This is a genomic window from Serratia surfactantfaciens, assembly GCF_001642805.2.
Lineage (GTDB): Bacteria > Pseudomonadota > Gammaproteobacteria > Enterobacterales > Enterobacteriaceae > Serratia > Serratia surfactantfaciens.
In genome coordinates this window covers 930,891-943,614 of record NZ_CP016948.1, presented here as the reverse complement: position 1 = coordinate 943,614, position 12,724 = coordinate 930,891, and the positions used below count along the sequence as shown (strand labels likewise).

Sequence of the window (12,724 nt, the reverse complement as noted above, 5' to 3'; positions counted from 1 at the left end):
GACGCAGCCTCTGTTTTTCAACTAATTATCGGCCTCCACCTTCCGTCCCCGCCAAAATGCGCTATGTTATTTGCATCGCCTAATAACTGTATGCATAAACAGGTTTCGAATGAAGGGATTCCCCTCGCAGATTAACGTGCTGCTGGCCAGTTCGCTGGTGTTGACCATCGGTCGCAGCGTCACGCTGCCGTTCATCACCATCTACCTTACCGAGCATTTCCACCTGTTGCCGAAGAGCGTGGGCGTGATCCTGGGCATCAGCCTCACCCTCGGCATCATCGCCAGCCTGTACGGCGGCTATCTGGTGGACAAATTCAGCAAAAATCGCCTGATCCTGCTGTCGATTTTATTGTTTGCGCTCAGCTTCTTCGCCATTCCCTGGATCCCGCGCCCCGGCGGCGTGATCGTGGTGCTGGCGATCCTGCACACCTGTTATTCGGTGCTGAGCATCACCATCAAGGCCTGCTTCGCCGACTGGTTGCCGGTCGAGCAGCGCATCAAGGCTTTCTCAATCAACTACACTCTGGTCAACGTCGGCTGGGCGATCGGCTCGGCGCTCGGCGTACTGGTGGCCGGCCTCAACCCGCTGCTGCCGTTTTACCTGTCGGGTGGGTTGGCGCTGGCGACGGTGGCGGCGCTGAGCCTGCGCTTGCGCGGGCGGGAACAGCACGCAGCCCCTATCGCCGCATCAGCCTCACTACCCAACTTCCGCCAGACGCTGACCATCTTGCGCAGCGATCGCCGGCTGATCTACTTCACCCTCGGCAGCACCCTGGGCGCCGTGGTGTTCGGACAGTTCACCGGCTATCTGTCGCAGTACCTGATCACCGTTTCCAGCGCCGAGTTCGCCTACAAAATCATCGGGCTGGTGATGATCGTCAACGCCAGCATCGTCATCGCCCTGCAATACCTGCTCAGTCGCGGCATGCGCCAGGAAAACATGCTGCGCTGGCTGGCGCTGGGCACGCTGTTTTTCATCGTCGGGCTGCTCGGCTTTATGGTCGCCGGCGAGGCGGTCTGGCTGTGGCTGGCGGCGATGGCGGTGTTTACCCTCGGCGAAATCATCGTTATCCCGGTGGAATACATGTTCATCGACTTTATCGCGCCGCCGCACCTGAAAGGCAGCTACTATGGGGTACAGAACCTCAGCGCGCTGGGCGGCGCCATCAACCCAGTGCTGTGCGGGGTGCTGCTCAGCTACGCCGCGCCGCCGTTGATGTTCGTGATGCTGATCGTCGCCGCGCTGCTCAGCCTGCTGTTTTTCTTCCTCGGCCATCGGCTGGCGGAACAGGCGACGACGGCTGAAGATGCACCTTAATCCGGCGCGCTACACTTAATCCAGGCTGTCAACCCAACGATCGTGCATGGCGGCCATAGCGAGAATTCATGGTGCGATCTGTGGCATGGCTCACAGTTTAATTGTATGATGAATGCATCAGTTAAACGGGAAAAGACAATGGCCAACGTGCTCACACTCTGCTGGAAATACCTCAGGGCCCTGCTCCTCATCTACCTTTGTCTGTTCGTCGGCAACGCGCTGGCGGCGCTGCTGCCGTTCGCCATTCCCGGCAGCATCCTCGGCATGCTGCTGCTGTTCGCCCTGCTTTCCACCCAGATCCTGCCGGCCAAGTGGGTTAAACCCGGCTGCCATTTACTGATCCGCTATATGGTGCTGCTGTTCGTGCCGATCGGCGTCGGGGTCATGAAATACTACGACCAGATCGTGGCGCACCTGGGCCCGCTGGTTATCTCTTGCCTCATCAGCACGCTGATGGTGCTGGTGGTGGTCGGCTATACCTCACATTATTTCCACCGCGAGCGCCGCATCGTCGGTAAGCCCGACGATACGGAGGGCAACCCATGATCCATGAAATCTGGTGGTCGCTGCCGCTGACGCTGGCGGTCTATTTCGCCGCGCGCTGGCTGGCGCGCAAACTGAACATGCCGCTGCTCAACCCGCTGCTGGTGTCCATGGCGGTGATCATCCCGCTGCTGCTGCTCACCGGTATCCCCTATGAGCGCTATTTTCAGGGCAGCAGGATCCTCAACGATCTGCTGCAGCCGGCGGTCGTCGCGCTGGCCTTCCCGCTGTATGAGCAGCTGCACCAAATTCGCGCGCGCTGGAAGTCGATTATCGCGGTGTGCTTCATCGGCAGCCTGACCGCCATGATCAGCGGCGGCGCCATCGCCCTGTGGCTGGGCGCTACGCCGGAAATCGCCGCTTCTATTCTGCCGAAATCGGTCACTACGCCAATCGCCATGGCCGTCGCGGACTCGCTCGGCGGTATTCCGGCGATCAGCGCGGTCTGCGTCATTTTCGTCGGCATCCTCGGCGCCGTGTTCGGCCATACGCTGTTCAACCTGTTGAAAATCACCACCCACTCGGCGCGCGGCCTGGCGATGGGCACCGCATCTCACGCGCTGGGCACCGCGCGCTGCGCGGAGATGGACTACCAGGAAGGCGCCTTCGGCTCGCTGGCGCTGGTGATCTGCGGCATCATCACCTCACTACTGGCGCCATTTCTGTTCCCGGTGCTGCTGCACCTGTTCGGTTAAACAGGATTAAACTTGCGATACATCTCGCATTTATGTATTTCATTGCATTGATTTCATCAATTAAGAGATATTGGTCACACTTTAATGTTGCCGCGCTGCCTAGAATGTTATCCCGTTAACCTGTAGAGAGACCTTCTATGCATCCGCGTTTTCACACCGCTTTCAGCGCACTGCCCGCGACACTGCAATCCGCCCTGCAGCCCTATCTGGACGCGTCCGACTTTCCGGCGATGTTCACGGCCGAGCAAGCGGCGGCGATCCGCTCAGGCTGCGGACTGGACGATGACGCGCTGGCATTCGCTCTGCTGCCGCTGGCGGCGGCCTGCTCGTTAACCCCGATATCGCATTTCCACGTCGGCGCCATCGCGCGCGGGCAGAGCGGCAATCTCTATTTCGGCGCCAATATGGAGTTCAGCGGCGCGCCACTGCAGCAATCCGTGCATGCGGAACAGAGTGCGGTGACGCACGCCTGGCTGCGCGGCGAAAAAGCGCTGGCCTCGGTCACCGTCAACTACACGCCGTGCGGCCACTGCCGCCAGTTTATGAATGAGCTGAACAGCGGCGGCGAGCTGCAAATCCGCCTGCCGGGTCGCGCGCCGGCCACGCTGGCGGACTATCTGCCGGACGCCTTCGGCCCGAAAGATCTGGATGTCGCCTCACTGCTGATGGACGAGGTCGATCACGGCCATCAGCTGGCGTTGAACGATGCGTTGGCGCAAGCGGCGCTGGCGGCGGCCAACCGAAGCCACGCGCCATACAGCCGCGCCCATAGCGGCGTGGCGCTGGAAACGGCAGACGGCAACATCTACGCCGGCCGCTATGCGGAAAACGCCGCCTTCAACCCGAGCCTGCCGCCGCTGCAGGCCGCGCTGATCCTGCTGAACCTCTCCGGCGGCGACTGCCAGAACATCCGCCGCGCCGTGCTGGCCGAACCGCAGGACGCGATCATCAGCCAATGGGACGCCACCCGCGCCACCCTGGCGGCGCTGGGCTGCCAGAACGTCAGCCGCACCGCGTTCTAAGCGCACCACGGCGGAGCCATCCGGTTCCGCCGCTAACAGCCCCGCCCGCCAAATACAATGCCCCGACGCCGCCGTAGACACTTTATTTAGTTAAAAAATCATTTGATTGTCGATAATTACGCCAACCTGGTTCATCATCTGGCAACAAATGCTGTACATCTGCTCTTTATCTTTTAGGATCGTCGGCAATAAAGTTATCTGATACGTGAAGAGTAAAACTGATGGAACTAGAATACGAAAGCAAACGCCCGCTCTACATCCCTTACGCCGGCCCAATTCTGCTGGAATTTCCGCTGCTGAACAAAGGCAGCGCTTTCACCGAGGAAGAACGTAGCCACTTCAACCTGCACGGCCTGCTGCCGGAAGCGGTGGAAACCATCGAAGAACAGGTGGAACGCGCCTACCGCCAGTATCAGGATTTCAAGAACGATAACGATAAGCACATCTATCTGCGCAACATCCAGGACACCAACGAAACCTTGTTCTACCGCCTGCTGGACTCGCACCTGAGCGAGATGATGCCGATCATCTACACCCCGACCGTCGGCGAGGCCTGCGAACACTTCTCCGATATCTACCGCCGCGCGCGCGGGTTGTTCATCTCCTACCCGAACCGCGATCGCATCGATGACATGCTGCAAAACGCCACCAAGCAGAACGTCAAGGTGATCGTGGTCACCGACGGCGAACGCATCCTCGGCCTGGGCGATCAGGGTATCGGCGGCATGGGGATTCCGATCGGCAAGCTGTCGCTGTATACCGCCTGCGGCGGCATCAGCCCGGCCTACACACTGCCGGTGGTGCTAGACGTCGGCACCAACAACCCGCAGCGTCTCAACGATCCGCTGTACATGGGCTGGCGCCATCCGCGCATCTCCGGCGAAGAGTACCACGCCTTTGTCGAAGAGTTTATTCAGGCGGTCAAACGCCGCTGGCCGAACGTGCTGCTGCAGTTCGAAGACTTCGCGCAGAACAACGCCACCCCGTTGCTGAACCGCTACCGCGACGAGATCTGCTGCTTCAACGATGACATTCAGGGCACCGCTGCGGTCACCCTCGGCAGCCTGATCGCCGCCAGCCGCGCCGCCGGCAGCCAGCTGCGCGATCAAACCGTCACCTTCCTCGGCGCCGGTTCCGCCGGCTGCGGCATCGCCGAGCAGATCATCGCGCAGATGAAGTCCGAAGGGTTGAGCGAAGACGAAGCGCGCGCCCGCGTGTTCATGGTCGACCGTTTCGGCCTGCTGACCGACAAGCTGCCGAACCTGCTCGATTTCCAGAGCAAGCTGGTGCAGAAGAGCGACAATCTCGCCGGCTGGGAAACCGCCAGCGATGCCATTTCGCTGCTGGACGTCGTGCGCAACGCCAAGCCGACCATTCTGATCGGCGTGTCCGGTCAGCCGGGGCTGTTTACCGAAGAGCTGATCCGCGAGATGCATAAGCACTGCGAACGCCCTATCGTGATGCCGCTGTCCAACCCGACCTCACGCGTGGAAGCCCGTCCGGAAGACATCATCAACTGGACCGACGGCGCCGCCCTGGTGGCAACCGGCAGCCCGTTCGCGCCGGTGAGCTATAAAGACCAGCTGTTCCCGATCGCCCAGTGCAACAACTCCTACATCTTCCCGGGCATCGGCCTCGGCGTGCTGGCCTCCGGCGCCACCCGCGTCACCGATTCCATGCTGATGGCCGCCAGCCGCGCGCTGGCGGACTGCTCGCCGCTGGCTACCGACGGCCACGGCGCGCTGCTGCCGAATATTGACGATATTCAGGGCGTGTCGAAGTGCATCGCCATGGAAGTGGGCAAAGCCGCGCAGCTGCAGGGCGTGGCGATCGTCACCTCCGAAGACGCGCTGTCGAAAGCCATCGAGCACAACTTCTGGCGGCCGCAGTACCGCAGCTACAAGCGCACCTCGTTCTGATCGGCGCGCTGAAATGACCCAGCCCGGCTCCGCCGGGCTTTTTTGTGCGGTAAAACCGCCGAAAAATGCGGCGGAGCGCGTGCTTCAGGCGGTTCGCGTCTTGCGTCGCCCGGTCAGGTAAAGTAGCCTTGATCCATCTTTTTCAGCCCGGCGCGCGTAAGGCAACAACATGTGGAAACGCCTGATAATCAGCCTGTTCATCATCATTGCGGTGTTGATGGGCTCGGCTATTGCGCTCGATCGCTGGATCAGCTGGAAAACCGCGCCTTACGTCTACGACGAACTGCAGGAATTGCCGCACCGCCAGGTCGGCGTGGTGCTCGGCACCGCCAAGTATTACCGCACCGGGGTGATCAACCAGTATTACCGTTACCGCATTCAGGGGGCGATCAACGCCTATAACAGCGGCAAGGTGAAATACCTGCTGCTGAGCGGTGACAACGCCCAGCAAAGCTATAACGAACCGATGACCATGCGGCGCGATCTGATCGCCGCCGGCGTAGCGCCGAGCGATATCGTGCTGGACTATGCCGGCTTCCGCACCCTGGATTCCATCGTGCGCACCCGCAAGGTGTTCGACACCAACGACTTCATCATCATCACCCAACGCTTCCACTGCGAGCGGGCGCTGTTTATCGCCCTGCACATGGGGATTCAGGCGCAGTGCTACGCGGTGCCGTCGCCGAAAGACATGATGACGGTGCGCGCTCGCGAGATCTTCGCTCGCCTGGGCGCACTGACCGATCTGTACATCCTCAAGCGCGAGCCGCGCTTCCTCGGCCCGCTGATCCCGATCTCCGCCATGCACACCGTACCGGAAGACGCCCAGGGGTATCCCGCCGTCTCGCCGGAACAGTTGGTGGAGCTGGAGCATAAGCTGAAAGAAGAGAAGCAGAAAGCTAAACAGCCCTGACGCGCAATGCCCAACAAGAAAGGCCGGCAATATGCCGGCCTTGTTGTCTGCGAAGCCAAACAGCTACTTCTTCTTGGCGTATTTCAACGAATCCAGCGCCACGGCGAAGATGATGATGCTGCCCTTGATGATGTACTGCCAGTACGGGTTGATGCCGATATAGGTCAAACCGTAGTTGATGACAGTGAAGATGATCACCCCGGTCACCACGCCCCACACCGTACCCACACCGCCGGCGAACGAGACGCCGCCCACCACGCAGGCGGCGATGGCGTCCAGCTCGTACATAAAACCGAGGTTGTTGGTGGCGCTGCCGATGCGCCCCGCTTCCAGCAGGCCGCCAAAGGCGTAAAACACGCCGGACAGCGCATAGATCATGATCAGGTTCAACGGCACGTTGACGCCGGACACCTTGGCCGCTTCCGGGTTGCCGCCGATGGCAAAGATGTTCTTGCCGAAGCGGGTCTTGGTCCACAGGATCCAGACGAATATGATGGCGATCAGCGCATAGAAGGTAATGTACGACAGCTTAAAGTCGCCGAAGCGCAAGAAGCCCTGGGCAAAGGTGGAGAACTTCGGATCGAAGCCGGCGACCGGCGAAGCGCCGACCGAGTCGTAATACAGCGAGTTGATGCCGTAGACGATGATCATGGTGCCCAAGGTGGTGATAAACGGCGTCACGTTGAGATAGGCGATAATCAAGCCGTTGACCAGGCCGATCACCGCGCCGACCGCACACACCAGCAGAATAACCAGGGGAATCGACCAGGTTTCCATGTGCGGAAACACTTTGTTGACGTTATCCATCGATTGCAGCAGCGTCGCAGCCACCACCGCCGCCAGCCCCACCTGGCGCCCGGCGGACAGGTCGGTGCCCTGGGTGACGATCAGCCCCGCCACGCCCAGCGCAATGATGATGCGCACCGAAGACTGCGTCAGGATGTTGCTCAGGTTCATCAGGCTGAGGAAGGTGGGGTCCTGAATGATGATGATGGCCAACAGCACCAGCAACACCACGTAAATGCCGCCTTCCTTGAAATAGGTAAATAAGGTTTTTTTATTTAGCGCGTTCATAATTCCGATCCTTAAAGGTGCAGGGAGGCGAGACGTAAGATTTCATTTTGCGAGGTCTGTTTGGTGTTAACGATGCCCGCAACCTGACCATTGCTCATCACCAAAATGCGGTCGGTGATCCCCAACAGCTCCGGCATTTCGGACGAGACGATAATGATCCCCTTGCCCTTCTTCGCCAGCTCGGTCATCAACTGATAGATCTCGAACTTGGCGCCCACGTCGATGCCGCGCGTCGGTTCATCCAGCATCAGGATCTCCGGCTGCGTCAGCAGCCAACGGCCGATGATCACCTTCTGCTGGTTGCCGCCGGACAGCGAACCGATATGGGTGTGATGCCCCGGCGTTTTCACCCGCATGGCGTCGATCACCCACTGGGTGTCGCTCTTCATTCGCGCGTTGTCCAGCAGGCCGAGCTTGTTCTTATAATTGCGGATATTGGAGATCAGCGAGTTGAAGCCCACGTCGAGGTAAGCGTAAATCCCGGTGGAACGCCGCTCTTCGGTCACCAACGCAAAGCCGTGGTTGATCGCTTCGTTGGCGCTGTGGTTGTCGATCGCCTTGCCGTGCAGCTTGATAGTGCCCGCCACCTTTTCGCGAATGCCGAACAGCGTCTCGACGATATCGGTGCGCTTGGCGCCCACCAGCCCGGCGATGCCGAGGATCTCGCCCTGATGCAGATCGAAGGAAACGTCGCGGATCGAGGGCTGGCGCAGCGAAGTCAGGTTCTTCACCTCGAGGATCACTTCACCCGGCGTGTTCTGCCTGTCGGGGAAACGCTGGCTCAGCGAGCGGCCGACCATCATGGCGATGATCTTGTCCATATCCAGCCCTTCCAGCGGCTGGGTGGCGATCCACTGGCCATCGCGCAGCACCGTTATCTCGTCGCACAGCTGGAAGATCTCCTCCATCTTGTGCGAGATATAGACAATGCCGCAGCCGCGCTCTTTCAGCTTGCGGATAATGGTGAACAGGTGATTGACCTCTTTCTCCGTCAACGAGGAGGTCGGTTCATCCATGATGACGATCTTGGCGTCGTAGGAGAACGCCTTGGCGATCTCGATCATCTGCATCTGCGACACCGACAGATTACCCACCTTCTCGCGCGGGTTGATGTCGATATCCAGCTCGTCGAAGATCGCCTGGGTGTCTTTGAGCATTTTATCCTGATCGACAAACAGGCCTTTGATCGGGTAGCGCCCCAGCCACATGTTGTCCATCACGGTGCGTTGCAGTACCAGGTTCAGCTCCTGGTGCACCATGGAAACGCCGTGTTCCAGCGCCTCCTTCGAGCTCTTGAAATCGATTTCCCGGCCCTGAAACACGATGCTGCCGCTGTCTTTTTTGTAAATGCCGAACAGGCATTTCAGCAACGTCGATTTCCCCGCCCCATTCTCCCCCATCAGGGCATGAATCGAGTGCGGACGGACGCGTAAATTGACATTATCCAAGGCTTTGACGCCGGGAAACGACTTACAGATATCCGTCATTTCCAGCAAAAATTCGCGTGAACTATCGGCCATAAATACACCTGGCTTAACGATTTGCAGTCGTAAACATCCCCGCCGGCGGTATCCCTGGTGTTGGCGCCGCAGGCGGGGTCTTAGCGGGATCTCAGCGTTTATTTAACAAACTGAGACAGGTTGTCTTTATCTACGCCGACGTAAGGAATACGCACGACTTTATTTTCGATTTTATATTGGGTGCCTTCGGTGGCCGGTTTGCCCGCCGCCAGGTTCTTCGCCAGCTCGAAAGTGGCTTTCGCCTGGTTGTCGGCATCGTTCAACACCGTGCCCGCCATCGCGCCGGATTTCACCAACGCCAACGCTTCAGGCAGCGCATCGACGCCAAACACCGGAATGCTGGTCTTGTTATGCGCTTTCAGCGCTTCCACCGCGCCCATCGCCATGGCGTCGTTGTTGGCGATCACCACTTCAATCTTGTTGGCGTTCGGGCCGGAGAGCCAGGCATCCATCTTGTCTTTCGCCTGTGCGGTGTCCCACATCGCGGTATCCATCTGCAGCTGTTGGGTCTTGATGCCTTTCTCGTTCAGCGTTTTCACCACGTAGGTGGTGCGCGCCTCGGCATCCGGATGGCCCGGCTCGCCCTTCAGCAACACGTACTGGATCTGGCCGTCTTTGTTCAGATCCCAGGCCGGGTTGGCTTTCCAGTGCTTGGCGATCAGCTCGCCCTGGATCACGCCGGATTCTTTGGAGTCGGTGCCGACGTAATACGCCTTGTCGTAGCTGTCCAGCGCCTTGCGGGAAGGTTCTTTGTTGTAGAACACCACCGGGATATCGTTTGCGCGCGCCTTATCGATAACCACCGGCGCCGCGGCCGGGTCGACCAGGTTGATCGCCAGCGCTTTCACGCCCTTGGCCAACAGCACGTCAATCTGGTCGTTCTGTTTGGACTGGTCGTTCTGCGAGTCATTCATCAGCAGGGTGACGTCCGGCGAGGCCTTGGCGTCTTTTTCGATCGCTTTGCGCACCACCGACATGAAGTTGTCGTCGTATTTGTAAATCGTGACGCCAATACGGGTATCAGCATGGGCTGCGGCGCCAAACATCATGGCTGCGGCCAGGCCGGCCAGGGTGAAAACCTTCTTATTCATTGTCAGTCTCCGGTTTTGTGTAGGGTATTACTCGTCTTTGAGCCAATGGTCACCGGCAGTGCGCACACCCCAGGCCAGGCGATTTCCACTCAACACCTGTCGTCCGTGGATCTTGTTATTTCCGAGAAATGCTGCGTCAGCGCGAGATAAAGGTTACAGCGGCAAGGGCCTTTGCGCCGGAAAACGCCTAGAGCATAGACGGCGTGATGTTAATAATCTGTGAATTTTCTCACAGATTGAAAACGGTTACACAAGACTAAATCGTCAGAGAGTGACCGTCGCCTCACTTTGCCAGGGAGCGACGGAATGGCGGCGCACCAGCGTCGGCATGAACAGATGCTCGGCCTGCGGCTCTGCCAGGCCAGCTGCGCCCTGCAATGCCAGCTCGGTCGCCAGCGTGGCCATCGAGACGATCGGGTAGCGCACCGTGGTAAGTTTGGGGCTGGTGTACCGCGCGATGGGGATGTCGTCGAAGCCGATCAGCGAGAAATGCTGCGGCACAGTGATACCGTTTTCTTTCAGTACCGCCATGGCACCGGCGGCCATGGCGTCGTTGTAGGCGAACACCGCGCTTAGCTGTAAGTTGCGCCCCAGCAGCTCCACCATCGCCGCCTCGCCGCCCTGCAGATCCGGCGAACCGTAGGCGCGCCAGCTGTCGGGCGTCGCCAGCCCGGCGGCGGCCATCGCCTGTGCGTAGCCCTGCTGACGCAGCGGCCCGTCCTCGATCGGGTGGTTGGAACCCAGATAGCCGATGCGCCGATGGCCCTGCGACAGCAACAGGCGCAGCGCCATCTCGGCGCCGCAGACGTTATCCAGCCCGACGCAGCGCGATTCATAGCCGGAAACGATGCGGTTGATCAGCACCATGCCCGGCACCTGCTCCAGAAAACCGATCAGCTCGGCATCGCTCAGGGCTTTGGCATGGACAATCAGGGCGTTACAACGCTGGCGGATCAGCACTTCGATCGCATGGCGCTCTTTGTCCGCCTGATGATAGCTGTTGCCGATCAGCAGATATTTGTGGTGTTTCTGCGCCACCGTGTCTACCGCTTTCACCAGCGCACCGAAGAACGGATCGGACACGTCCATCACTACCACGCCCAGGGTATCGCTGCTTTGGGTCGCCAACGCCTGTGCATTGGCGTTGGGGCGGTAGCCCAACTCCGCCACCGCCTGCAGCACCAGCTCGCGCGTCTCCTTGCTGGTCAACGCGCTATGATTGAGTACCCGGGAGACGGTCGCGACAGAGACCCCGGCGCGTTTCGCCACGTCGCGAATGGTGATCGGATGAACTGGAGGCATGCAGGATCCTGAAATCGGGGTAGTGGCCGGTGGCGCTATCCTACCCCGATTGGCCCGCTGTTCTGCGTGAATTACGTCACAGGAAAGAAAACGTTTACATACATTTTTTTAACCTGCCGGCGGGCGCTCACTTCGGCGCTTTGGTTTCCGCTTCGCCGGCGGCCATCTGCGTCAGCTTGCGCCACAGCCACTCCATCGGTCCCTGGGTGAAATAACGCAGCCACAGTGCGGAAAACGCCAGATTGATCAACCAGACCAGCGGTACAAACGCCAACAGCTGCAGCCGGTCGAACCGCTCATAGAGACCGAAGCGATAAAACAGCGTGGTGCAGATCAGCGTTTGCAACAGGTAGTTGCTCAGCGCCATGCGCCCCACCTGGCTCAGCCAGTGGGCGATGCGCAGGCGCGACAGCGCGGGCCAGAAGCCATAGCACAATGCCAGATAGCCCATCGCCTGCAGCGGCGCGCCCAGCTCGCGCGGCACCTGCAGCAGGAAACCGCTCCAGCGATAGTCCCAATGCACCTGCCATTGCAGCGCCACCGCCGGCAGCTGGATCAGCACCGAGAGCGGCAGCAGCCACGCCGCCTGCCGCAGATAATAGCCGGAGGAGTAGCTGCCGCGCAGCCAGCCGCTGCGCATCAGCCCGGCGCCGAACAGCATCAGCCCCGCCAGCTCCCAGCCATACTGCGCGCCGATGGCCAACAGGCTGGAAGAGAGCAGATCGGCGCGGCTGCGCCAGGCTTCGAAACCGCCCTGCAGCTTCCAGAACTTCTCGTACTGTAACTCCGCCACGCCAGGCAGCCAGAAGCCGCCCGGTTCGCCGTGCGAAACAAACCCGAGCAGCAGCAGTACCGCCACGCCGATCAGATACAGCACCACGCCGGTTTTCAGCAGTTGAAAGGTTTCTTTGGCATCGCGGATCAGGCGCCAGCACACCAGGCCGATCAGCCCGTAGGCCAGCAGAATGTCGCCGTCCCACAACAAGATCGCGTGCGCGAGGCCAAACAGCACCAGCCACGACAGCCGCGCGCGGATCCAGCTTTTGCCTCGTCGCAACAGCATTTGCAGCCCGGCGCCGAACAGCAGCGCGAACATCGCCAGGAATTTGGCCTGGGCGAAGAGATCGAGCAGCGCCCAGGTCCAGGCGTCGCGTGATGACGGCATACCCAGATAAGCCGGGTTGAGGTAGGCGGCCTTCGGCAAACCGAAGGCGCTGATGTTCAGCAATAAAATGCCGAGGATGGCGATGCCGCGCACGCAGTCCAGCGTGGCGATGCGCGGCAGAGGATGACTGTTCATTTTTTATCGCTGTCTTCCGCTCATGAA

Annotated in this window: 11 protein-coding genes; 6 read left to right on the top strand and 5 right to left on the bottom strand. The window is 60.0% G+C overall.

Annotation, left to right across the window (positions count from 1 at the left end; all coding sequences use genetic code 11):
* Positions 1 to 109: 109 nt before the first annotated feature.
* The 6 genes from ATE40_RS04550 to sanA all read left to right on the top strand — a co-directional run bounded on the left by ATE40_RS04550 (position 110) and on the right by sanA (position 6,410).
* A complete protein-coding gene (locus ATE40_RS04550; RefSeq protein WP_063919062.1) occupies positions 110 to 1,318 on the top strand; it encodes an MFS transporter in 1,209 nt (402 codons plus the stop codon).
* Between the two features lie 138 nt (positions 1,319 to 1,456).
* Complete coding sequence (locus ATE40_RS04545) at positions 1,457 to 1,864, top strand: CidA/LrgA family protein (RefSeq protein ID WP_019454414.1); 408 nt, start codon at positions 1,457 to 1,459, stop codon at positions 1,862 to 1,864.
* Positions 1,861 to 2,556, top strand: a complete 696-nt coding sequence (locus ATE40_RS04540; protein WP_063919061.1) for a CidB/LrgB family autolysis modulator — start codon at positions 1,861 to 1,863, stop codon at positions 2,554 to 2,556. Before ATE40_RS04545 ends, ATE40_RS04540 begins: the two co-directional genes overlap by 4 nt.
* Positions 2,557 to 2,693: 137 nt before the next feature.
* Entirely contained in the window at positions 2,694 to 3,578 is an 885-nt protein-coding gene (gene cdd / locus ATE40_RS04535; RefSeq protein ID WP_019454416.1) for a cytidine deaminase, read from the top strand.
* A 221-nt stretch (positions 3,579 to 3,799) separates the two neighbouring features.
* A complete protein-coding gene (locus ATE40_RS04530) occupies positions 3,800 to 5,497 on the top strand; it encodes an NAD-dependent malic enzyme (RefSeq protein ID WP_063919060.1) in 1,698 nt (565 codons plus the stop codon).
* A gap of 169 nt (positions 5,498 to 5,666) precedes the next feature.
* Positions 5,667 to 6,410, top strand: coding sequence for an outer membrane permeability protein SanA (sanA, locus tag ATE40_RS04525; protein WP_004938948.1), 744 nt, complete (start codon positions 5,667 to 5,669; stop codon positions 6,408 to 6,410).
* Between the two features lie 63 nt (positions 6,411 to 6,473).
* Here sanA and mglC read toward each other — a convergent pair whose 3' ends face one another.
* The 5 genes from mglC to yeiB form a co-directional block, all read right to left on the bottom strand.
* The gene (gene mglC / locus ATE40_RS04520; protein WP_004938953.1) at positions 6,474 to 7,484 is read right to left on the bottom strand and encodes a galactose/methyl galactoside ABC transporter permease MglC; all 1,011 of its coding nucleotides are present in this window, start codon (positions 7,482 to 7,484) and stop codon (positions 6,474 to 6,476) included.
* Between the two features lie 11 nt (positions 7,485 to 7,495).
* On the bottom strand, positions 7,496 to 9,004 hold the full coding sequence (gene mglA / locus ATE40_RS04515) for a galactose/methyl galactoside ABC transporter ATP-binding protein MglA (protein WP_019454418.1): 1,509 nt from the start codon (positions 9,002 to 9,004) through the stop codon (positions 7,496 to 7,498).
* A gap of 98 nt (positions 9,005 to 9,102) precedes the next feature.
* Positions 9,103 to 10,095, bottom strand: coding sequence for a galactose/glucose ABC transporter substrate-binding protein MglB (mglB, locus tag ATE40_RS04510; protein ID WP_019454419.1), 993 nt, complete (start codon positions 10,093 to 10,095; stop codon positions 9,103 to 9,105).
* A gap of 264 nt (positions 10,096 to 10,359) precedes the next feature.
* A complete protein-coding gene (galS, locus tag ATE40_RS04505) occupies positions 10,360 to 11,397 on the bottom strand; it encodes an HTH-type transcriptional regulator GalS (protein WP_063919059.1) in 1,038 nt (345 codons plus the stop codon).
* A 127-nt stretch (positions 11,398 to 11,524) separates the two neighbouring features.
* Entirely contained in the window at positions 11,525 to 12,697 is a 1,173-nt protein-coding gene (gene yeiB, locus ATE40_RS04500) for a DUF418 domain-containing protein YeiB (protein ID WP_019454421.1), read from the bottom strand.
* Positions 12,698 to 12,724: the final 27 nt, after the last annotated feature.